The organism is Streptomyces sp. NPDC008086, from assembly GCF_042957325.1.
Taxonomy (GTDB): domain Bacteria; phylum Actinomycetota; class Actinomycetes; order Streptomycetales; family Streptomycetaceae; genus Streptomyces.
Genome location: NZ_JBIBIA010000006.1, coordinates 129,289 through 149,310, shown reverse-complemented (window position 1 = coordinate 149,310; position 20,022 = coordinate 129,289). Strand labels below are relative to the sequence as shown.

21 protein-coding genes and 1 tRNA gene are annotated in these 20,022 nt (G+C 71.3%); 9 read left to right on the top strand and 13 right to left on the bottom strand.

From position 1 onward, the window contains the following. Positions 1-16: 16 nt before the first annotated feature. Together ACFZBP_RS22050 and ACFZBP_RS22045 are read right to left on the bottom strand one after the other, a co-directional pair. Complete coding sequence (locus ACFZBP_RS22050; protein WP_391415381.1) at positions 17-3,163, bottom strand: Tat pathway signal protein; 3,147 nt, start codon at positions 3,161-3,163, stop codon at positions 17-19. A gap of 182 nt (positions 3,164-3,345) precedes the next feature. Next, entirely contained in the window at positions 3,346-4,752 is a 1,407-nt protein-coding gene (locus tag ACFZBP_RS22045) for an FAD-dependent oxidoreductase (RefSeq protein ID WP_391415379.1), read from the bottom strand. 45 nt (positions 4,753-4,797) lie between these two features. Here ACFZBP_RS22045 and ACFZBP_RS22040 point away from each other — a divergent pair, with 45 nt between their 5' ends. The 3 genes from ACFZBP_RS22040 (at position 4,798) to ACFZBP_RS22030 (ending at position 7,396) form a co-directional block, all read left to right on the top strand. Then, on the top strand, positions 4,798-5,694 hold the full coding sequence (locus ACFZBP_RS22040; protein ID WP_391416075.1) for an aminoglycoside phosphotransferase family protein: 897 nt from the start codon (positions 4,798-4,800) through the stop codon (positions 5,692-5,694). A 9-nt stretch (positions 5,695-5,703) separates the two neighbouring features. Then, positions 5,704-6,192, top strand: a complete 489-nt coding sequence (locus tag ACFZBP_RS22035; RefSeq protein ID WP_383457578.1) for a GNAT family N-acetyltransferase — start codon at positions 5,704-5,706, stop codon at positions 6,190-6,192. 70 nt (positions 6,193-6,262) lie between these two features. After that, entirely contained in the window at positions 6,263-7,396 is a 1,134-nt protein-coding gene (locus tag ACFZBP_RS22030) for a DUF4037 domain-containing protein (protein ID WP_391415377.1), read from the top strand. On the opposite strand, the gene ACFZBP_RS22025 is transcribed toward ACFZBP_RS22030, so the two are convergent. The 6 genes from ACFZBP_RS22025 to ACFZBP_RS22000 all read right to left on the bottom strand — a co-directional run bounded on the left by ACFZBP_RS22025 (position 7,393) and on the right by ACFZBP_RS22000 (position 12,644). Continuing rightward, positions 7,393-8,655, bottom strand: coding sequence for a wax ester/triacylglycerol synthase domain-containing protein (locus tag ACFZBP_RS22025; RefSeq protein WP_391415375.1), 1,263 nt, complete (start codon positions 8,653-8,655; stop codon positions 7,393-7,395). The two genes, ACFZBP_RS22030 and ACFZBP_RS22025, sit on opposite strands and share 4 nt — an antisense overlap. Further along, positions 8,652-9,869 (bottom strand): beta-ketoacyl-[acyl-carrier-protein] synthase family protein, encoded by a 1,218-nt coding sequence (locus tag ACFZBP_RS22020; protein WP_383457572.1) that lies wholly within the window; start codon positions 9,867-9,869, stop codon positions 8,652-8,654. The genes ACFZBP_RS22025 and ACFZBP_RS22020 overlap by 4 nt, the downstream gene beginning before the upstream one ends. Beyond that, a complete protein-coding gene (locus ACFZBP_RS22015; RefSeq protein ID WP_391415372.1) occupies positions 9,866-10,141 on the bottom strand; it encodes a phosphopantetheine-binding protein in 276 nt (91 codons plus the stop codon). Before ACFZBP_RS22015 ends, ACFZBP_RS22020 begins: the two co-directional genes overlap by 4 nt. A gap of 26 nt (positions 10,142-10,167) precedes the next feature. Further along, a complete protein-coding gene (locus ACFZBP_RS22010; RefSeq protein ID WP_391415370.1) occupies positions 10,168-11,442 on the bottom strand; it encodes a wax ester/triacylglycerol synthase domain-containing protein in 1,275 nt (424 codons plus the stop codon). A 74-nt stretch (positions 11,443-11,516) separates the two neighbouring features. Continuing rightward, a complete protein-coding gene (locus tag ACFZBP_RS22005; protein WP_383457566.1) occupies positions 11,517-11,798 on the bottom strand; it encodes a hypothetical protein in 282 nt (93 codons plus the stop codon). Between the two features lie 75 nt (positions 11,799-11,873). After that, a complete protein-coding gene (locus tag ACFZBP_RS22000) occupies positions 11,874-12,644 on the bottom strand; it encodes a hypothetical protein (RefSeq protein ID WP_391415367.1) in 771 nt (256 codons plus the stop codon). 419 nt (positions 12,645-13,063) lie between these two features. Between ACFZBP_RS22000 and ACFZBP_RS21995 the strand changes: the two genes are divergently transcribed. From ACFZBP_RS21995 to ACFZBP_RS21985, 3 genes are all read left to right on the top strand, one after another. After that, entirely contained in the window at positions 13,064-13,543 is a 480-nt protein-coding gene (locus ACFZBP_RS21995) for a hypothetical protein (protein ID WP_391415365.1), read from the top strand. 202 nt (positions 13,544-13,745) lie between these two features. Then, complete coding sequence (locus ACFZBP_RS21990) at positions 13,746-14,030, top strand: hypothetical protein (protein WP_391415363.1); 285 nt, start codon at positions 13,746-13,748, stop codon at positions 14,028-14,030. Positions 14,031-14,294: 264 nt separating this feature from the next. Next, a complete protein-coding gene (locus ACFZBP_RS21985; RefSeq protein WP_383457555.1) occupies positions 14,295-14,588 on the top strand; it encodes a hypothetical protein in 294 nt (97 codons plus the stop codon). A 156-nt stretch (positions 14,589-14,744) separates the two neighbouring features. Here the strand turns inward: ACFZBP_RS21985 and ACFZBP_RS21980 are convergent, their stop codons facing one another. The 5 genes from ACFZBP_RS21980 to ACFZBP_RS21960 form a co-directional block, all read right to left on the bottom strand. After that, the gene (locus ACFZBP_RS21980; protein ID WP_391415361.1) at positions 14,745-15,092 is read right to left on the bottom strand and encodes a hypothetical protein; all 348 of its coding nucleotides are present in this window, start codon (positions 15,090-15,092) and stop codon (positions 14,745-14,747) included. Between the two features lie 336 nt (positions 15,093-15,428). Beyond that, positions 15,429-15,746, bottom strand: coding sequence for a hypothetical protein (locus tag ACFZBP_RS21975; RefSeq protein ID WP_391415359.1), 318 nt, complete (start codon positions 15,744-15,746; stop codon positions 15,429-15,431). 195 nt (positions 15,747-15,941) lie between these two features. Beyond that, entirely contained in the window at positions 15,942-16,307 is a 366-nt protein-coding gene (locus tag ACFZBP_RS21970) for a hypothetical protein (RefSeq protein ID WP_383457547.1), read from the bottom strand. 335 nt (positions 16,308-16,642) lie between these two features. After that, entirely contained in the window at positions 16,643-16,879 is a 237-nt protein-coding gene (locus ACFZBP_RS21965) for a hypothetical protein (protein ID WP_062723761.1), read from the bottom strand. 200 nt (positions 16,880-17,079) lie between these two features. After that, positions 17,080-17,154 (bottom strand) — tRNA-Thr (locus ACFZBP_RS21960). Positions 17,155-17,370: 216 nt separating this feature from the next. Here ACFZBP_RS21960 and ACFZBP_RS21955 point away from each other — a divergent pair. From ACFZBP_RS21955 to ACFZBP_RS21945, 3 genes are all read left to right on the top strand, one after another. Beyond that, positions 17,371-18,462: an ABC transporter ATP-binding protein gene (locus tag ACFZBP_RS21955; RefSeq protein WP_383457541.1), complete on the top strand. Its 1,092-nt coding sequence runs from the start codon at positions 17,371-17,373 to the stop codon at positions 18,460-18,462. A gap of 209 nt (positions 18,463-18,671) precedes the next feature. Then, on the top strand, positions 18,672-19,130 hold the full coding sequence (locus ACFZBP_RS21950; protein WP_383457536.1) for a hypothetical protein: 459 nt from the start codon (positions 18,672-18,674) through the stop codon (positions 19,128-19,130). 77 nt (positions 19,131-19,207) lie between these two features. Next, positions 19,208-19,939 (top strand): NDP-sugar synthase, encoded by a 732-nt coding sequence (locus ACFZBP_RS21945; protein ID WP_383457532.1) that lies wholly within the window; start codon positions 19,208-19,210, stop codon positions 19,937-19,939. Positions 19,940-20,022 lie beyond the last annotated feature (83 nt).

Below are 20,022 nucleotides of genomic sequence, written 5' to 3'. Positions count from 1 at the left end.
TTCACAACACCGGCGCTCAGCCGACGACCGCCTTCGTCGCCTTGCTCAGCGCCGACCCGTCCTTGTGCCCGGTCCGGCGCGCGGTCACCTTCACGGTGATCTTCTTGCCCTTCTGCGCCGCCTTCAGCACCAGCGACGACTTGGTCGCCCCGCTGATCGCCTTGCCGCCCGCGTACCACTGGTACGCGTACGACGTCGCCGCCGGACTCCAGGTCCCCCTGGACGTCTTCAGCGTCCTGCCGACCTTCACCGTCCCGCTGATCACCGGCAGCCTGGTCGCCTTCGGCGCGTCCCCCTTGGCCACGACCACCGCCGCCGAGGTCGCCGACCCGCTGCCCCAGCCCGACCTGACGGCCGTGACGGTCGCGGTGAGCTTCTTGCCGACGACCGAGGCCGCGACGGTGTACGAGGCCGAGGTCGCCCCGGCGATCACCTTGCCGTCGGCCTTCCACTGGTACGTGTACGAGGTCGGCGCCCCCGACCAGCTCCCCGGCGCCACCGTCACCTTGGCGCCCGTCTTGGCCGTGCCCGCCACCTTGGGGGCGGCCGTGTTCCTCAGCTGGGGCTGGGTGACGGTGAAGCTGCCGCGCGGGTACTCGCAGCAGTTGGTGAGCACGCTGACGTTCCAGCTGCCCGCGGCCACGCCGGTCAGGTCGAGGGTGGCGGTCAGCGTCCTGTTGTCCGCGGAGACCGACTGGGTCGTCGCGGTCAGGGTCCTGCCGCTCTGGGACAGCCGTACCGTCGCGTTCGCGGGCAGCGCGGTGCCGGTCACCGTGAGCGTGACCTTGCCGTCGGCGACCCCGGTGTCGGGGCTGACCGAGGTGACGCTCACCTTGTCCGTGCCGCACAGCCCCGACGCACAGGTCAGCGTGGCCCGGTAGGCGGTGCGGGCCGCCTTCTCCGGCAGCCCGAGCAGGAAGAGGCTCGGCGCGGCCGCCGTGGTCGCGCCGCCCACCGAGCACGAGAAACCGGAGGTCGACGCCGTACAGCCGTTGTTCCAGGCCTTGTTGTACAGCGCGGGCACCGCCGTGGCGGTCGCGCCGCCCGTGTCCGTGATCTCGACGCCGAACCGGTCGTACCCAGCCGTCGGCAGCACCGCGCACACCGCGCTGTGCTGCTCGTCGAGCGTGCCGGTGACCGGCCCGTAGCCGTACGACACCGACGGCACCCTGGTGCACTCCGGCGCCGGACCGTCGGCGGTCGCGACGCGCAGGGCGTCCAGGTGGTACTCGGGGGCGGCCTTGAGGTGGGCCGGGGTCTGCACCAGGACCTGGTGAGTGGTGGACCCGGTGACCGCGCAGGAACGGTTGCGGTAGGAGCACTCGCCGCTGCCGTCACCGCCGAACACGGCGATGTTGGCGGTGCCGAGCGCATCCCGTACGTCGACGTGCAGGACGTCGGTGGCCGCGTCGGTGGTGAGCTGGTGGCAGTTCAGGGTGCCGGGCGCGCCGTAGCCGCCGGTCACGGACGGGCCACCGACCTTCACCGCCGCGGACTTCACACAGCCCGCCGAGGCGGCGCTCGCGGTCATGTCACGCCGGGCCAGTGTGTACGTGGCGGGCAGGTCCCGGCCGGTGACCAGCACCGTATGGGCCTTGCCCGGGGTCAGCGCGCAAACCGACCAGCCGTCGAGGGAGGAGGCGCGCTCGCAGACCTTCCGGCCGTCGGCGTCCACGACGGCGAACTTCGCCGGTACGCCCCCGGACGTGCTGACCAGTTGGAGGACCTCCGCGTCCGTGTGCGCGTCGGCCGGGATGCTCAGGCACCGCGAGAAGATGCCGTCCCCGGTGGTGAGCGTGGCCGTCGTGCCGTCGGTGGCGAAGCTGCCGGCCGGGAGGACCGGACAGTCGTTCGCGGCGTCGGTGCGGTGGAAGGCGATGGCGTACGGACCGGTCGCGCCGTCGCCGACGCCGTCGGTGTGCACCAGCGCCCGGTAGGGGGCCGCACCGGTCAGCTCGCAGTCGGCGTCGGCCAGCTGCCACGCGTCGCACCGCGCGACGCCGTCCCGGTCGTAGACCGCGATCTCGGCGTCCACCCCGGACGCGGCGAGCGGGGTGAGCGCGGCGAGGTGGGCGCCCTGCGGGACGTCCAGCGCCAGACAGTCGTACTGGCCGACCGTGCTCAGCTCTCCCTTGTAGGCCCCGGTACTCGTGGCCACGCACCCGGCGTCGGAGGCCCGGTCCAGCAGGAGCAGGTCGTCCGGGTCGGACTCCGCGTGGGCGAAGGGGTACGCGCCGTCGAGGACCGCGGTGTAGGTGCCCGCGGCCGGCAGCCGGCACGGGTCGCTCTCCCGGCAGACGATCTTCCCGGCCGTGTCGTACACCCGGACCGCGCTCGCGGAGTAGTCGTCCACGGAGTGCACGAGGTACGGGCCCGCCTTGTCGACGGTGAAGGTGAAGCAGGGGTTGTCGGCGAAGTCCAGCCCCTCCAGCGGCCCGTACGGGCGCACCGAGGCGGTACGGCAGCCCCGCGGGTCGGACAACGACCGCACCTTGACCGCGTACTCGGCGGGGAATCCCCGCTCCGCGTACGTCACCTGGGACAGCACCCGGTAGGGGCCGTCACCGGGCAGGACGCAGCTGCGGGTGTCCTCGTCGTCCTCGGTGACGCGCGGGCAGATCCAGGCGCCGGTCGGGTCGGTGATCCAGGCGAGGCTCTCGCCGTAGTACCGCGTGCCGTAGGTGAGCCGGACGCGTTCGCCGGCCGTGCCCTCGAACTCCTGGCAGTCGACCCCCAGCTTCCCCACCGAGGTCCGGCTCACCGCCGGAAGGTCCCAGCCGGTGCCGACGGACTCGAAGCAGCCCGGGGTGTCGGCGCCGAGCGGGACCACGGTGAACGAGGCCTCGGCGGGCGCCAGGCCGTCGTTGACGACGTCGAGCTTGTAGGTGCCGGCGGCGGGCACCTGGCAGCGGCCGCTCTTGTAGATCTGCTCGTCGTAGCAGTCGACCTCGGTGCCGTCCTCGGCGGTCAGGCGCGTGTACAGGTTGTCCAGCGACACCAGGTACAGGCCGGCTGCCCCGGCCGTCAGCGTGTAGCAGGCGCTGCTCCGAGCCGGGACGGAGGCCTTGGTGACCGCGTCCCCCGGGTCGCCGAAGGACGCGAGCGTGAGCGGCGCGCACTCCGGGTCGACGGCGACGGCGGGGCTGGCCCCGGTCAGGGTCACCAGTGAGGCGAAGAGTGAGACAACAGCGGCGAAGGCGGTCGGCAGCAGCGCCGGCCGCCTCCGTCTCGCGGACGGACGGGCGTCCTCGGGCAACGGATCCCCCCTGGATCACGAGTAGTTGAGGGGATGGTCGCACACGGGTACGACAGCCCGCGCACGAGATCCCGGGCGCCGGGCGGCGGTCAGTCCCGCCCGGCCACCCTGTCCGCCACCCGAGCCAGCCGCGACGCCTGCGCCGCCCCGCTGCCCTGCTCCCTGCGGTCGGCGGCCCGGTAGGTGGCGTACAGCCCCTGCACGCCGAGCCAGCGGAAGGGCTCCGGCTCCCACTTGCGCACCTTGTGCCCGACCCAGGGCAGGTCCAGGAGTTCGGTGCGCCCGCCCTGTCCCGAGTCCTGCTGGACGAGGTCCCGCAGGGTGCGGGCGGCGAGGTTGGCGGTGGCCACGCCCGAGCCGACGTAGCCGCCCGCCCAGCCGATGCCCGTGGAGCGGTCCAGCGTGACGGTCGCGCACCAGTCGCGCGGCACGCCCAGCACACCCGACCAGGCGTGCTCGATCCGCACCCCGGCCAGCGCCGGGAAGAACCCGACGAGGATCTCCCGCAGCGCCTCGACGGTCGCCGGCTGTGTCCGGCCGTCGTTGTCCGTCCTCGACCCGAACCGGTACGGCACCCCGCGCCCGCCCAGCGCGATCCGCCCGTCGGCCGTGCGCTGCGCGTACATGTAGGCGTGCGCCATGTCGCCCAGCGTCTCGCGCCCGTCCCAGCCGACCGACGCCCACTGCTCCTCGGTGAGCGGCTCGGTGGCGATCATCGAGGAGTTCATGGGCAGCCAGGTCCGCTTCTGGCCCTTGAGGCTCGCCGTGAAGCCCTCGGTGCAGCGCAGGACGTAGGGTGCGCGGACGGTGCCGTACGGGGTCACCGCGTGCTTGGGCCGGATCTCCGTGACCGGCGTCAGCTCGTGGATCGTCACGCCCAGCGCCTCGACGGCCGCCGCGAGCCCCTTGACCAGCTTCACCGGGTGCAGCCGCGCGCCGTGCGGCGTCCAGCTCGCGCCGACCGCGTCCGCCACCCGGATCCGCTCGGCGGTCTCCCGGGCGCCGTACAGCTCGCGGTCCTTCTCGCCGTACGACAGCTCGTGCTCGTGAAAGGCCTTCAGCCGGGCCAACTGGGCGGGCGTACGGGCGACTTCGAGCACTCCGCCCTGGTGGACGTCGGCGTCGATACCCTCGGCCTCGGCGGCCCGGACGACCTCGTCGACGGTGTCGTTCATGGCCCGCTGGAGCCGTACGGCCGCCTCGTGGCCGTGCAGTTTCGCGTACCGGTCGCGGCCCGCGAGGCCGTTGTACAGCCAGCCGCCATTGCGTCCCGAGGCCCCGTAGCCGCAGAACTTCTGCTCCAGGACGGTGATCCGCAGGAAGGGGACGGCCTTCTTCAGGTAGTACGCGGTCCACAGTCCCGTGTAGCCGCCGCCCACGATCACCACGTCCGCGGAGGTGTCCCCCGCGAGCGGTTCGCGGACCGCGGGGAGGCCGTCGTCCGCGTACCAGAAGGAGATGGCGCCGTTCACGGCACCGCTGACCGAGCTGCTCATGGGAGGACGTTAATTCGCGCGAGTCGTTTCCGGGAGCCCAGTAGCCTGCGAAAGGTGATCGACATTCCGCAGAAGCTCGCCGCATCACAGCAGGAGTACAACGGGGCGGCGGGCCGCGCGTTCATCGCCGGACTCCCCGCCCTGACCGCCGAATTCCTCGACCGCTGGGAGCTGAAGGTCGACGGCCGCCCGATGCACGGGGTCAGCGCCCTGGTCCTCCCGGTCCTCCGCCGCGACGGCACCCCCGCCGTCCTGAAGCTGCAACTGCTCGACGAGGAGAGCGTGGGCGAACCGGTGGCCCTGCGCGCGTGGGACGGCGACGGGGCGGTCCGGCTCCTCGACCACGACGAGGCGACCGGCACCATGCTCCTCGAACGCCTCGACTCCTCGCGCATGCTCGCCCACCACCCGGACGTCCACGAGTCCGTCCTGGTCATCGCCCACCTGCTGGCCCACCTCACCTCCTGCCCCGCCCCGGCCGGCCTGCGCCACCTCGGCGACATCGCCCGGGACATGCTGGAGCAGACCCCCGAGGCCCTCAAGCTCGTCCCGGACCCGGAGACCCGGCGCATCGTCGCCGACTGCGCCGCCGCGGTACGCGAGGTCATCGACACCCCCGGCGACCGCCTCCTGCACTGGGACCTGCACGACGAGAACGTCCTCGCCTGCGAACGCGCCCCGTGGCTCGCCATCGACCCCAAGCCGCTGATCGGCGACCCCGGCTTCGAACTCTGGCCCGCCCTCGCCAACCGCTTCGACCCCACCGACATCCTCTGGCGCTTCGACGCCATGACCGAAGTCCTCGCCCTGGACCGAGCCCACGCCCGCGCCTGGACCTACGCCCGACTCCTCCAGAACAGCCTCTGGGACATCGAGGACGGCCGCCCCGTGGACGAGGAGCAACTGGAAATCGCGAGGCGGCTTCGCGACCGCGCCAGCTAGCCTGCGCCCATGATCCGACCCGCCACGCCCGCCGATGTCCCCGCCATCCACGCCCTCGTCCGAGAACTCGCCGAGTACGAGAAGGCGCTGGAGGAGGTGAAGGCGACCGAGGAGCAGCTCCGCACGGCCCTCTTCGGCGACCACCCGGCCGCCTACGCGCACATCGCGGCCGACGACACGACCGGCGAGACCGTCGGCTGTGCGATCTGGTTCCTGAACTTCTCCACCTGGCGCGGCGTCCACGGCATCTACCTGGAGGACCTCTACGTCCGCCCCACCGCCCGGGGGGCCGGCCACGGCAAGGCCCTCCTCACCGAGCTGGCCCGACTGTGCGTGGAGCGCGGCTACCAGCGGCTGGAGTGGTCCGTCCTGAACTGGAACACCCCGTCCATCGCCTTCTACGAGGCGCTCGGCGCCCGCCCCCAGGACGAGTGGACGGTGTACCGGCTGACGGACGAGGCGCTGGCGGAGCTGGGCGGCGGCCTTCCGCAGGCGTGACCGTCCCCAACCGGCAACAGCGTGAACGAAGTTCGCATGACCCCTCACCGAATGGGCACGGCTTGCTGGCATGAGCCCCACGAATATGCGCCCCCCGCACTCCCCCGCGCCCGAGCCCCCTTTCATCCCCGGCCTCGAACTCTCCCGCCGCTTCTACACCGACGCCGTACGCCCCCTGCTGGAGGAGGCGGCCCCGGGCGTCCCCCACTCCGCCGCCCGCATCGGCAGCGGATCCGAGGTCCTCGGCTACGACACCCCCCGCTCGGCCGACCACGAGTGGGGCCCGCGGCTCCAGGTCTTCCTGCACCGGCACGACGTGCCCCGGCACGCGGCCCGGATCAGACACGTACTCGCCGAGCACCTCCCGAAGACGTTCCTCGGCCACCCGACCAACTTCGCGTCCACCGGGGAGACCCGCGACATCCGCGTCATGCGGTGCACCGACGGCCCCGTCCACCACCGCGTCGAAGTGACCGGCACCTCCACCTGGTTCACCGACACCCTCGGCTTCGACCCGGCGCAGGGCATCACCCCGGCCGACTGGCTGGCCGTACCCGGTCAGCTGCTCGCCGAGGTCACCGCGGGCGCCGTGTTCCACGACGGGCTGCACACCCTGACCCCGTTACGCCGGGCGCTGCGCTGGTACCCCCACGACGTCTGGCTGTACGTCCTGGCCTGCCAGTGGCAGCGCATCGCGCAGGAGGAGGCCTTCGTGGGCCGCGCCGGCGAGGTCGGCGACGAGCTGGGCTCGGCCGTCACCGCCGCCCGCCTGGCCCGCGACCTGATGCGGCTGTGCCTGCTGATGGACCGCAGATACCCGCCGTACGGCAAATGGCTCGGCAGCGCCTTTGCCCGCACCGCCGCCGGGCCCCGTCTCACCCCGGTCCTCACGGCCGCGCTCGCCGCCACGGACTGGCACACCCGCGAACGTCACCTGGTCCACGCGTACGAGATCGTCGCCCACCAGCACAACCAGCTCCGCCTGACCGACCGCGTCGACCCCGCCACGCGCCCGTACCACTCCAGACCCTTCCAGGTCCTGCGCGCCGACCGCTTCGCCGCGGCCCTGACCGCCCGCATCACCGACCCCGCCCTCAAGGACCTGCCGCTCTTCGGCGCGGTGGACCAGTTCGTCGACAGTACGGACGTCCTGACCCGCCCGGAGTCGGCCCGCACCCTGAGCCACGACGTACGCAAGCCCTAACCGGTTCGCACGGCCGACACGTCGCAGGCCGCGAGCGCCGACAGCTCCCGGGCGACCGCCGCACCGATCAGCTCGGCGTCACCGGCTCGCGCGTGGCTGACCACCGTGAGCGTGTAGGCGTCGGCGCAGTGCACGAGGCAGAGGTTCGCCGTGCCGGGAGGCGACAGCTGCGGCAGGGGGACGACCCGGGCCAGGGGGCGGCCGTGCAGACGACTGGGGTGGTCCCGCCACTTGAAGGCGGTGCACAGGCTGGTGGTGAGTTCGGGCCGGGCCAGCCGCCGGGCCATCACCCCGGCCAGCCACGGCACGGCACGCGCGGCACCCTGCAGCGCGGGAAGGATCGCGCGGTGGGCGTCGCAGCGCAGGTCGAACCCCGCGACCTGGTCCTGGCAGGCCGCGAGCCGCGCCACGGGGGACTCCAGGTCGACGGGCAGCGGCATCCGCAGCACGGTGACGCCGTTGCCGAGCTGCTGCGCGCTGCGACGGGTCCGCAGGTCGACCGGGACCGTGGCGTAGAACGGGTGCGATCCCTTCGACCAGGCCCGCAGCGGCCCGTGGCACATCCGCAGGGCACCGGCGTACGTACTCAGCAGCAGTTCGTTGAGGGTCGCCCCCCGCCCGTCGGCCGGCTGCCGACGGGCCGTGCGCATCACCCGCGGGTCGAGCTCCACCACCGCCACCGACGGCCGCGCCTCGCCGGCGGCAGCCGTCGGCAGGGGCCGCCCGAGCGCCCCGATCCGGCGCAACTCCCTGCCCACGACCGCCGCGCTGACGGCCGGACGCCGCCGTACGGTCGCGGTCGGGTCCGCCGCGGCCGGCCCGCGCGGTGGCAGCGGCGGTACGGCGTCGTCCATCAGCAGCCGGAAGACCGTCTCCAGCGACCTGCCGTCCAGCAGCGCGTGATGCGCGAACAGCACGAGGGCGTCGCGCGCGACCAGCAGCCGCCACAGCGGCCGTTCGGCCGGCAGCAGGTGACTCACAGCATCGGCGAACAGGGACCGCAGATCCTGGTCCGTGCTGGTGATGTGCGCGCCGGCGTCGAACGGCCGGGCGCTCTCCCAGCGGTGGCCCGACAGCGCCCCCGACCCGGCGGGCGGCCGCAGGACCAGGCTCATCCGCTCCAGCCCGCCCCACCGTTCACGGACCCGGGCCCGCACCCGCTCCAGGTCGAACGGCTCGCCGGGGAACACCCCGGCGATACCGATCGTCCCCGGCAGCCCGTTGCGCAGATGCCCTTCGTCGATGGCCGTCAGCCTCATGTGCCACAGCCGTGGGGCGAGTCGAACACGACACAGGCGTTGTGGCCGCCGAAGGCGAAGCTGTTGCTGATCACCGGCCCGTCCGGGATCTTGCGCGGCTCCCCGACGACCATGTCGAGCTCGCACCGGGGATCCAGCCGCGTGAGATGCGCGGTCGGCGGCGCGAGCCCCTCCCGCACGGACATCGCGGTGATCACTGCCTCCAGCGCCCCGGCCAGCCCCAGCCCGTGCCCGGTCACGGCCTTGGGAGCGGTGACCGGCACCGCGCGCGGGCCGAACAGCGCGCTGATGGCCTGCGCTTCGGCGAGGTCGTTCAGCTCGGTGCCGGTGCCGTGCGCGTTGACATGGGTGACGGCGTCCGCGGTCGTACCGGCGTCGGCGAGCGCCTGCTCCATGCACGCCCGGGCCCCGGCTCCGTCCGGGTGCGGTGCCGTCAGGTGGAAGGCATCGGACGTACGCCCGTACCCGGTGAGCGTGGCGTGGACGCGGGCGCCCCTCGCGCGGGCGAGGTCCAGCCGCTCCAGCACCAGGAAGGCCGCCCCTTCGGCGAGGACGAACCCCTGCCGTGCGACGTCGAACGGCCGTGACGCGGACGCGGGATCCTCGCAGTCGGTGACCATGGCCCCGGCCCGCCCGAACGCCAACGCGGTCGTCGGAGTCAGCGGACTGTCATGGCCCCCGGCCACCACCACGTCCGCGCACCCGGCCCGGATCATCTGCATCGCCTCGCCCACGGCATGCGTGCCGGAGGCGCAGGCGGTGGAGACCGTCAGGCTGGGCCCGGTGATCCCGAGTCTGGCGCTGATCCAGTACGCGCCCGCGTTGTTCATCAGCCGGGGCGCGTAGAGCACGTCGGGCTGCCCGATGCCGTTCTCCTGGCTGGTCACCCCGCCGTACCCGGTACCGGTGACCACCGCCCGCCGGCCGGGACCGACGTGCAGCCCCCCGGCGTCCGCCACCGCGTCCACGGCGGCGCACACGGCCAGCTGCACCGAACGGTCCATCCGGCGCACCTCCTTGGGCGCCAGAGAGCCGGCCGGGTCGAACGCCGTCATCGCGGACGCCGGGTACACGACGGTGCCCTCGTCGTCGAAGGCGTGCAGCCTCGTCGCGGAACGGCACCGCACGAGACTCTCCCAGAGCTCCTCCGGACTCGCCCCGGCCGCGCAGCGGACCCCGAGGCCGGTGACGGCGACGGCGGGTCGGCCGGTCATCGGGCGAGGGTGCTGTGGGCGCCGGGGGTACGCAGCCGCACGATGAGGTTGGCGACATCACCCACGGTGGACACGCCGGCCTTGTCGGTCCCTCTCAGACTGACGCCGAACAACTCCTCCGAGGCCGCCTCCAGTTCGGTGATGTCCAGGCTGTCCGCGCCCAGGTCGGCGACCAGCCGAGCCTGCGGGACCACCGCCTCCGGCGGCACCGACATCACCCGCGCGCACAGCGGGCGCAGCGCTTCCCATACGTCGCCGTGTTCCGCTTCCATGCAACTGCCTCCATCTTCTGGTGCCGTCAGGGCACTGACGGCGTCGCCATCCCGGCCCATGTCTCGAACTCCGTGACGACCGCGTCGGCGAACCGCTCCGCGTCGTTCGGGCGCAGGTGGCACACCACGGTGAGCGTGAACGTGTCCCCTGCCTGCGCCAGGGCGAAGCTGACCGTGCCGGGGTGCTGCAGGGGCGGCAGCCCGACCGTGCGCACGAGCCGACGGCCCTGGAAGGTGCCGGCTCCGCCGGGCCACTTCATCGCGGTGGTCGCGGTGGCCGCGAAGCAGTTGTGCCGCCCGCGGTCGGCCAGCAGCCCGGTGACCCAGGGCCCCGTCCGGCGAACCGCTTCTGCGGCCGGGAACAGCACGGTGGCGTGCGCGGCGGCCCGCTCGGGCACACCGGCCATCGCGGCCTGGCCGGCCCGCAGTCGCGCCACGGGACCGTCCACGTCGACGGGCAACAAAACCCGTACGACCGTGAGGGTGTTCCCGAGTTCGCCCGTGGTCGCCCCGGTGCGCAGATCGCACGGTACGGCCGTGTAGACCGGTTCGTCGCGTTGCCGCCACCGCCGCACCGGCCCGTACCGGTCCCGCACCGCCCCGGCCACGGCGCCGACCAGCAGCTCGTTCAGCGTGGCGCCCCGGCCGTCGGCCGGCTGCCGACGGGCGGACCGGACCGTGTGCGCGGGCAGTTCACGCACGGCGACCGAGGAGCACGGCTCCCCGGGCGGCCGCATCGGAAGAGCCTGTCCCGCGGCCGCCAGCACCCTGAGTTCCCTGCCCGCCGCCCGCAGTCCGACCCGCGGCAGCGGTGCCGACCGCACCGACTCCCGCGCCGCGGGGCCGTCCATCAGCGCGCGCATCAACGTCGCCAGCGACCGCCCGTCCAGCAGCGCGTGCTGGGCCACCAGCGCCAGCGCGAAGTCACCGCCGTGCGCCACGTCCGGGACCACATGGAGCCGCCAGGGCGGCAGCCCGCCGGGCAGCGGCCGGTCCACGCTGCGCGTCCACAGGTCGTCCAACTTGGTCGGCGTCACGCCGACATGCGCGCCGGGATCGAACGGCCCCGGCACGGCCCACCGCATCCGTCCGCGCCGCCCGAACAGCCCTCGCCGCACCGCCGTACCGCCCCGGAGGCCGTCGAGGACGCAGTTCATCCGCTCCAGGCCCGCCCACCGCTCGGCGACGCGCGCCCGCACCTGCTCCACGTCGGGCTGCTCGCCGGAGAGGACCACCGCCAGGCCGATCACACCCGGACACCCGTTGAGCAGCAGCATCTCGTCGGCATAGGACAGTCTCATGCGGTCTCTCCGGCTCGCAGTCCAAACGCCCGCCCCGTGATGGAGCGGGCGTTGAACCGAACACTTCCTACGGTCTACTTGAGCGCTCCGCTGTTGCAGCCCATGTCCGAGCCGAGGTGGCTGGGCTGCGCACCCGGGGAGCCCTCACCGTTGAGCGCGTTGCCCAGGGCGCCGTTGACCAGGCCGAGGCTGCCGAGGATGTCGATGTTCATGTCGTGCGAACGGCACTCGATGCCCTGCGTGATGTCGACGTCGTGGGCCATCGCCTCACCGTGGGCGGCGGCGGTGCCGGCGCCGAACGAGCCGACGCTGCCGAGGACGGCGCCCACGAGGGCGACCTTCTGAAGCTTGCGCATTTCTTCTCCGTTGGTCGAGCAGATGGGGTGTGCGGGGGATCGAGCGAGGAGGCGGGACGCGGACGGCCCGCCGCGTCAGCCGAGTCGGGGCAGACCCAGCTGGCCCACGGGCGGCGCCGCGACCTGTCCCAGGCCGAGGCCGGGCACCTGCGGGGCGCTGGCCGGCGAGATCAGCGGGTTGATCAGCGGGTTCACCTCGGGGTTCACCTGCGGGTTCACCTGCGGGGCGACCCGCGGCGGGGGCTCCGGGTTGAAGACCTGCGGTGCGGAGACCTGCGGAGCGACCTGCGGCATCACCTGCGGCGCCGTCTGCGGGGTGACCTGCGGCACGACCTGCGGCGCGACGGGCTGGGGCGCGGCGGCCGGCGCCGAGTGCGGCGCACCGTTGGCCTGCGCGAAGCCGCCCGACGAGGCCGAGGCGGAGGCGTAACCGGTCTCCTGGCGCGGGGCGGGCGCCGGGGGCGCGTAGTGCGGCGCCGGCTGGGGCTGGGGCTGCGGCTGCGGTCGCGTGGCCTGCGCGGCACCCATGGACCGGGCCGACGCCGAGACCTGGGGCTGCGGCGGCGCGTACTGGGGAGCCGGGGCGTACTGCGGCGGCCCGTACTGGGGAGCCGGTGCGTACTGCGGTGCCGCGTACTGGGGAGGAGGCGCCGGAGCGTACTGGGGAGCCGCGTACTGGGGAGGAGGCGCCGGAGCGTACTGGGGAGCCGGATATTCGGGAGCGGGAGCCGGCGCGGCACCGCTGTACCCGACGGGATAGTCGGCGGCCTCGCTGACGCCGGCACCGATGGCGGTCAGACCGCCGGCCGCCGCTACGACGAGCGCGGCCTTGTGAAGCTTGCGCATGGAACCCTCGGCCCTTCATTACCTGTACAGGGAAATCCGTTGTATTCAGTCAGTCTTGCGTGCGCTCAGTCTGATATTCGTACTGCGCCCTTACAGGGGTAATGCCTGAGCTGTCATGTGGACTTCACGCCGGAGCAGGCAGCGGATCCCGTCGCCTCTCTCTGATTCCGGATCGCTGCCCTCTCTCAGCTGGCAACGACATTTCCCTGACCAGGTCACGGGATCCAAATTTCCGTCACTCAATTGCCATCCATCGGATAAAAGGTTCTGATGAACACCCTCTGGCGAATGAGTGACGACATCTCCGCGCACGTGACCGGTCCGGCGCTTCTCTCGTTCCCCCCAGGGTCAGAGCGATGGTGCATCGCAGCCGCATTTCCATATGTTCCATGCACAGGTCAATGAAGGGCCGGGGTTCCATGCGCAAGCTTCATCAGGTCGCGCTCGTCGTAGCAGCAGCCAGTGGTCTGTCGGCCATCGGCGCCGGACCCAGCGTCGCCGACGCGCCCGTCGGATACGGCGGTACCGCACCGGTCCCCGTCGGCCAGCCGGACGTCCAGGCCACCGGGTGGGGCAGTTCGCAGGCTTCCGCGCAGTCCTCCAACTCGCCGACCGCGCAGGGCCGGGCGGCCGCGGCGCCGCAGCGGGGCGCCGACGTCAGCCCGCAGGTCAGCCCCCAACTGAGCCCCAAGATCAGCCCGCAGGTCAACCCGCAGCCGGCCGCGGCGCCGTCGGGCCCGATCGAGCAGGCCAACCTGTTCCGCCCGTACCAGGAGTGCAGCCCGCAGTCGCTGGTCAACGCGGCTGTCCCGGTCGCCGTACTGGCCGCCTCCGAGACCCGCGGCATCGACTGCGACCAGGCCAACAGCCAGGCGAACTCCCTGGCCCACGCGCGCTAGACGCGCCGGCGACGACGCCCGCAGGAGATCCGAACCTCATCTCCTTCACATTGGCCCGATGCGGCTTTTGGGTGTTTTCTGCATGAAGTGCGAACTTCGGCGTGCCTCCCGGACATATCGGGATACTTCGTATTAATCTTCCGTAACTGTACGAAGTCGATCTTCTGCAGATCGCACCCATCTCACTCCACCGGAGAAGAACATGCACAAGGTTCGCAAGGCCGCCGTCATGGTCGTCGCCGTCGGCACCATCGGACTGCTGGGCGCCGGCACGGCCACCGCCGACGGCCACGGCGGCAAGGACGGGGGCAAGTTCAGCGTCCTCCAGAGCTCCAACTGCAAGTCGCACGACCTGAACCTCGACGTCCTCGGCCAGGTCGGCGTCCTCAACGGCCTGCTGGGCAGCGCGCTCAACGGCGAGGGCGACCCGGGCGCGCAGGACACCCACCTCGGCTCGTCGATGGGCTGCAACAACAGCGCCTTCTAGGCACTGACGGCCGCGCCATCGGCCGAAGCGGGAAACAGTCCCGGCACCGAGCCCCAGGCCCGGTGCCGGGACTCCTTTTTGCGGCACGCTTTCGTCGCGCGATTCTCGCAACGGAGTAATTTCCGGGCCATCGGCCAAGATGGTGAGAATTTCCCGAATTCGGCGCGCCGCCCATTGATCCGCATTACTTCCTATTAGCCTCCGTAACTGTTCGAAGTCGGTCCGAAATGGATCGCAACCCACTTCACTCCACCGGAGAAGAACATGCACAAGCTCCGCAAGGCCGCCGTCCTGGTCGCCGCTCTCGGGAGCGTCGGTCTCCTGACCTCCGGCGCCGCCCACGCCGACGGAGGCGGCTGGGGCCAGAAGGGCACGAACGTCGACGTCCTCCAGAGCAGCAACTGCCGGTCGCACGACGCCAACGTCGACGTCCTCGGCCAGGTCGGCGTCCTCAACGGCCTCGGCGGCAACCTGCTGAACGGCGAGGGCAGCCCGGGCGCGCAGGAGACCGGCCTCGGCTCGGAGATGGGCTGCAGCAACAGCGCCTTCGGCAAGTGACGTAAAACCGCTTCCCTTCCCGGTGCCCCGGCCTTCCGGCCGGGGCACCGGGCTTTTCGGGGCCCGCGTCCCGTCCCGGAAAGCGCCCTGCGGAGGCCGGGAACACGAATGCCGGACCAGGATCACTCCCGGTCCGGCATCGGCCCCCGACCCGCCTCAGAAGTGGAACTTGGGGATCTTGATGCCCTTGGGCAGCTTCGCCGTGTTGTTGCACTCCACAGTCGGCCCGGACTGCACGGACCCGCCGTTCAGCATCTGGTCCCGGGGGCCGACGACGCGCGGCCGCTCGACCGTCGAGCAGTCCTGGCTCTGCTTGAGGACGTACCCGTTGCGCTTGTCCTTGTGGACGACCTCGCTCTTCTTGACGCAGACGATGTCTCCCTGGGCGGTGAACGAGCAGGCGCCCTTGGGGTCGTCGGCGTACGCCGGCGCGGCACCGCTGTAGATCACGGCGAGAGCTCCGAGGAGCCCCGAGACGGTTGCGATCTTCTGTCGACCGTTCATGTACGGCGTTCCTTTGCAAAGGTCGAGTACGACGGAACTGCGGCAGCCCGGCCGCGCACCCTCACGGGGCTGCTGCGCGGCCGGGCTGCATTTGCTAAGGGTGTTGTCCAGCACACCGTTGAAAACAGCTCGGTCCGATCCAGGAGCTGGCGTTCAGACCGCGCGATATGCATAACGGTGTTCCGACGGATATCGATGCGCCTGTCGTGACGCTTCGCGGCAATGGCCTAGCGGGCCGGCGTTGGCGTGGAGTTGACGGCCACCCGCCCCGCGGCGGTCACGACGAAATCACAGTGCCCTGAAACCCGCGCATCGGACCCTCGGCGTCTTCGGTTCTTACTGAGCGGTGTACGACGGGGTGGAGTACGACGGAGCGCTGTACTCGCCGTACGCGTACTCCGGCGCGGCGGCCTTGGGAGCGGCCTCCGGCGCGGCCTGCGGAGCTGCGACGGGAGCCGCCTCCGGAGCCGCGTGCGCCTTGTCGGTCGGCACACCCCAGTTGGCCACGGCGTTCGCCGTCGAGGTGGACACCGCGGAGACGACCTGACCGTCGAAGTCGCCCTCGTGGGCGAAGGCGGCGCCAGCACCGGCACCGAAGGCGGACAGCCCTGCGACGGCCGCGGCTACGACCGCAACGCGCTGAAACCTGCGCATAATCTGACCCTTTCTTCCCGGGCATGAAGCCCTGGTTGACTACTTAGTGTGAGCATATACACGTAATCCGTAGCAATTTGGGATCTTTGACCCTTATCCATGTCGTGTCGGCTCGTCCGTCGGTCGCCGTTCGGGCGCGAAACAGCGGATGGCCGCACCGGTCAACCCGGTGCGGCCATCCGCTGTTTGAGGGGTTCAGCCCAGGAGACGCGCCAGCAACGGGCTCTCGTCGCTCGTGTCGTTGTTGTCGGCCGCGGCCGCGGGCGTCAGGTCGGAGCAGGTGATGTGCGGGCCGATCCGCGTCTGCCCGTTGGCCAGCAGGCCGGGGGTGGGCAGCGTCAAGGGCTTCGTCGGCTGGCAGTTCATCGACCGGCGGACCCTGAACCCGTCACCCTCGGGCGTCTGCCCCTGGAGCTGCTGGGTGCAGACGATGTTGCCCTGGGCGTCGAGCGCGCAGACGCCCGGGCCGGCGGCGGCGTGCGCCTGGCCGGCGCCGAGACAGGTCAGGGCAAGGCCGCCGAGAAGCCCGGTGACAGCCGCGATCTTCTTTCCGTTGAACATGTGTTGCGTCTCCTTTTGCGGGGGGTTGCCCGGGCGCAATACACCGCGAACCGGCCGCGCCGGGCCCTGGGGGTGTCGGAGAGACAGGCCCAAGCGCCCGGTCCATGTCCGGGGCATCGGGGGCCTTTTCGCTTACGAAGTGAAGGACCGACCTGAGGTGACTGATCCGTGAGGGACCAACCGCTCATCGGCGCGCCGGAGTTCAGGAGCGCAGCGAACGCATACGGGCCCCGGGAGCGGCCTTGCGCTCCGGGCAGCCGCACATGAACGGGCCCCCTCGGGGGTGACCCCGAAGGGGCCCGCGGAAGGCGTCGCGCACGACCAAGCCGCCGACCTCAGCCGGTGAAGGCGTTGTTGAACTGGCCGCAGGTGGTGTCGAAGGTCTCGGAGAGGCCGAGCACGGCGATCGGGATGTCGGCCTCGCCGACCGTCTGCGGGCTGCACTCCTGGTACGGGCGGTACAGGTCGGACACGGTAGGCCCGCTCCCGTACGCGACACCGGTACCGGCACCGATGGCGGACAGGCTGCCGGCCGCCGCCGCGACGATCATGACCTGGTGAAGCTTGCGCATGGAACCCTCGGATTTCATTACATGTACATTGAGGCTGATTGCCTACTGTGACTGAACAGACACTAGCAGTAGCGACGCTATTCCATACCGGCACATGTCCCGTGTCCCCACGGGGACATGGAGGTGCGGGCGAATGAAAAGAAGGAATGAAAAACGAAGCGCGGGGCGGTTGTCGTCGACAACCGCCCCGCCTGTTTCGGAGCCCCCTGTCGGATTCGAACCGACGACCTGCTGTTTACAAGACAGCCGCTCTGGACCAGCTGAGCTAAGGAGGCCTGCACGCGCTGTCACGCACGCGCCCGTGCAGTGTACCCAGGTTCGGAGGGGGCCCCGTCGAAAATTTCCGCGAAGTTCACATGCCTCCAGGTACTGACATACAGGCGAACGCCAGGTACCGTCCAGATCCAGTCCGCACATGTGGACTAAACCAACCACCTTCCTACAACGGATCGTCCGGCACGTTCCTGCCGGTAGAAGGGGGCCCATTCACCATGGCCACTGTCTCGTTCGACAAGGCGACCCGGATCTACCCGGGTTCCGAGAAGCCCGCTGTTGACGCGCTCGACATCGAGATCGAGGACGGCGAGTTCCTCGTTCTGGTCGGCCCGTCCGGCTGCGGCAAGTCCACCTCGCTCCGCATGCTCGCGGGGCTCGAGGACGTGAACGCCGGCGCCATCCGCATCGGTGACCGCGACGTCACGCACCTGCCGCCGAAGGACCGGGACATCGCCATGGTGTTCCAGAACTACGCGCTGTACCCGCACATGACCGTCGCCGACAACATGGGCTTCGCGCTCAAGATCGCCGGCGTGCCGAAGGCCGAGATCAAGCAGAAGGTCGAGGACGCGGCGAAGATCCTCGACCTCACCGACTACCTCGGCCGCAAGCCGAAGGCCCTCTCCGGTGGTCAGCGCCAGCGTGTCGCCATGGGTCGCGCCATCGTGCGTGAGCCGCAGGTCTTCCTCATGGACGAGCCGCTGTCCAACCTGGACGCCAAGCTCCGTGTCTCGACCCGTACGCAGATCGCGTCGCTGCAGCGCCGTCTCGGCATCACCACCGTCTACGTCACCCACGACCAGGTCGAGGCCATGACGATGGGCGACCGCGTGGCGGTCCTCAAGGACGGTCTGCTTCAGCAGGTCGACACCCCGCGCAACATGTACGACCGCCCGGCCAACCTCTTCGTCGCCGGCTTCATCGGCTCCCCCGCCATGAACCTGGTCGAGGTGCCGATCACCGACGGCGGCGTGAAGTTCGGCAACGCGGTCGTCCCGGTCGACCGTGACGCGCTCTCCGCCGCCACCGACAAGACCGTCACCGTGGGTGTCCGCCCCGAGCACTTCGACGTGGCCGGCTCCGACTCGGGCCAGGGCCTCGCGGTCACCGTCAACGTGGTCGAGGAGCTCGGTGCCGACGCGTACGTCTACGGCACCGCCAAGGTCGGCGGCGACGACGCCAAGGACCTCGTCGTCCGCGTCAGCGGCCGTGACGTGCCGGAGAAGGGCAGCACGCTGTACATCGTCCCGCGTTCGGGCGAGACCCACGTGTTCTCGACCTCCACGGGTGCGCGGCTGTCCGACTGAGGCAGCACAACCCCGGGTAATTCACCCAGGTTGACGAAGAGGGCCCCGCAGACGGCTGCGGGGCCCTTCTCGTTGTCGATAAATACCCCGGCATACCGGTCATTTCGAGTGCTGTGCGTCAACGCTATACCCAAAAACGAGGGCCTCTTCATCCCCCGAACCGGTGACTAAATGTCGCCATATCAGCACCGAACGCTACCCTCACTCGCGTGAAGCACTCCACCACCACCCAACAGACACGACGCGGCCACCGGGGCCCCGCCCGCCAGCTCGGCCGCACACTCGCCCTCGTCCTGCCCGTCTTCCTGGTGCTCTCCGGGACGCTCGCGGTCACCCGGGTCAACTGGTCGGGGGACCCCTCGGACTCGGTACTGACCGCGACCGACGTCTCCGCGGGCAAGGGGAAGAACGCCGCCCCGCGCGCACCGCAGGACGTGCTGCGCGACCAGCTCCTGACCGAGTTGCAGGAGAAGAACCCCGGCGTCGCCCTCACCCATCTCCAGCAGGCCGTCGACGAGCGACCGTCGCTGGCGCGGCACTGCGCCTCGATCGCCCGCGCGCTGGGCCGCGCGGCGGTCCGTGTGTACGGTCCGACGCGCGCGCAGTCGTACGCCCGGCCCGTCTGTGACACCGCGTTCGCCTCCGGCGTGGCCGCGGCGCACAGCTAGCGGATGGTTACCGGCGGGCTCCCGCAGAACGGTTGTCGGCCCGATGCCGCGAGCGGGGCGCCGCGTACAGTTCGGTCATGACTGATCCGAACGCCGCGTCCCGCCCCGTTCAAGCCGTCGTCCTGGCCGGGGGCCAGGGGTCCCGACTCCGCCCGTACACCGACGACCGGCCCAAGCCGATGGTCGAGATCCCCGGCACGGGGACGCCGATCATCGGCCACCAGCTCGCCTGGCTGGCCGAGGAGGGTGTGACGGACGTCGTGGTCAGCTGCGGGCATCTCGCCGAGGTGCTGCAGGACTGGCTGAAGTCGGCCGAGCTGCCGGTCCGCGTGACGACGGTCGTCGAGGCGGAGCCGCTCGGGCGGGGCGGTGGTCTGAAGTACGCGGCCGCGCATCTGCCGCATCCGGATCAGCCCTGGTACGCCACCAACGGGGACATCTGGACCCGTTTCTCGCTGCGCGACATGGCGGACTTCCACGCGGAGCGCGACGCGGTCGCCACGCTCGCGCTTGCGCGGCCGCGGATTCCGTGGGGCGCGGTGAAGACCGACGGCTTCGGGCACATCACCGACTTCATCGAGGCGCCGCCGTCGACGTTCGAGATCAACGCCGGCGTCTACGTCTTCTCGTCCGCCTTCGCCGACCTGCTCCCGGCCCGCGGCGACCACGAACGCACCACGTTCCCCCACCTGGCCCGCGAACGCCGCCTGGCCGGGTTCCCCATCCCGCAGGGTGCCTACTGGCGAGCCATCGACACGGCGAAGGACCTCACGGAGGCGGCGAAGGAACTGGCGGCGCTGGGTCGCTGAGCGGGGGATGCCTGCGGCGGCCTGTTGGTGTCCGGTGGGGGTGCGTGTAGCGCGGTTCGGTGGGTGGTCGGGTCGGGGCCGTG

Bases quoted from the DNA above. Each gene is read 5' to 3' on its own strand.
- ACFZBP_RS22045 (WP_391415379.1), bottom strand. From the start codon at position 4,752: ATGAGCAGCTCGGTCAGCGGTGCCGTGAACGGCGCCATCTCCTTCTGG.
- ACFZBP_RS22035 (WP_383457578.1), top strand. From the start codon at position 5,704: ATGATCCGACCCGCCACGCCCGCCGATGTCCCCGCCATCCACGCCCTC.
- ACFZBP_RS22030 (WP_391415377.1), top strand. From the start codon at position 6,263: ATGAGCCCCACGAATATGCGCCCCCCGCACTCCCCCGCGCCCGAGCCC.
- ACFZBP_RS22025 (WP_391415375.1), bottom strand. From the start codon at position 8,655: ATGAGGCTGACGGCCATCGACGAAGGGCATCTGCGCAACGGGCTGCCG.
- ACFZBP_RS22020 (WP_383457572.1), bottom strand. From the start codon at position 9,869: ATGACCGGCCGACCCGCCGTCGCCGTCACCGGCCTCGGGGTCCGCTGC.
- ACFZBP_RS22015 (WP_391415372.1), bottom strand. From the start codon at position 10,141: ATGGAAGCGGAACACGGCGACGTATGGGAAGCGCTGCGCCCGCTGTGC.
- ACFZBP_RS22010 (WP_391415370.1), bottom strand. From the start codon at position 11,442: ATGAGACTGTCCTATGCCGACGAGATGCTGCTGCTCAACGGGTGTCCG.
- ACFZBP_RS22005 (WP_383457566.1), bottom strand. From the start codon at position 11,798: ATGCGCAAGCTTCAGAAGGTCGCCCTCGTGGGCGCCGTCCTCGGCAGC.
- ACFZBP_RS22000 (WP_391415367.1), bottom strand. From the start codon at position 12,644: ATGCGCAAGCTTCACAAGGCCGCGCTCGTCGTAGCGGCGGCCGGCGGT.
- ACFZBP_RS21995 (WP_391415365.1), top strand. From the start codon at position 13,064: ATGCGCAAGCTTCATCAGGTCGCGCTCGTCGTAGCAGCAGCCAGTGGT.
- ACFZBP_RS21990 (WP_391415363.1), top strand. From the start codon at position 13,746: ATGCACAAGGTTCGCAAGGCCGCCGTCATGGTCGTCGCCGTCGGCACC.
- ACFZBP_RS21985 (WP_383457555.1), top strand. From the start codon at position 14,295: ATGCACAAGCTCCGCAAGGCCGCCGTCCTGGTCGCCGCTCTCGGGAGC.
- ACFZBP_RS21980 (WP_391415361.1), bottom strand. From the start codon at position 15,092: ATGAACGGTCGACAGAAGATCGCAACCGTCTCGGGGCTCCTCGGAGCT.
- ACFZBP_RS21975 (WP_391415359.1), bottom strand. From the start codon at position 15,746: ATGCGCAGGTTTCAGCGCGTTGCGGTCGTAGCCGCGGCCGTCGCAGGG.
- ACFZBP_RS21970 (WP_383457547.1), bottom strand. From the start codon at position 16,307: ATGTTCAACGGAAAGAAGATCGCGGCTGTCACCGGGCTTCTCGGCGGC.
- ACFZBP_RS21965 (WP_062723761.1), bottom strand. From the start codon at position 16,879: ATGCGCAAGCTTCACCAGGTCATGATCGTCGCGGCGGCGGCCGGCAGC.
- ACFZBP_RS21955 (WP_383457541.1), top strand. From the start codon at position 17,371: ATGGCCACTGTCTCGTTCGACAAGGCGACCCGGATCTACCCGGGTTCC.
- ACFZBP_RS21945 (WP_383457532.1), top strand. From the start codon at position 19,208: ATGACTGATCCGAACGCCGCGTCCCGCCCCGTTCAAGCCGTCGTCCTG.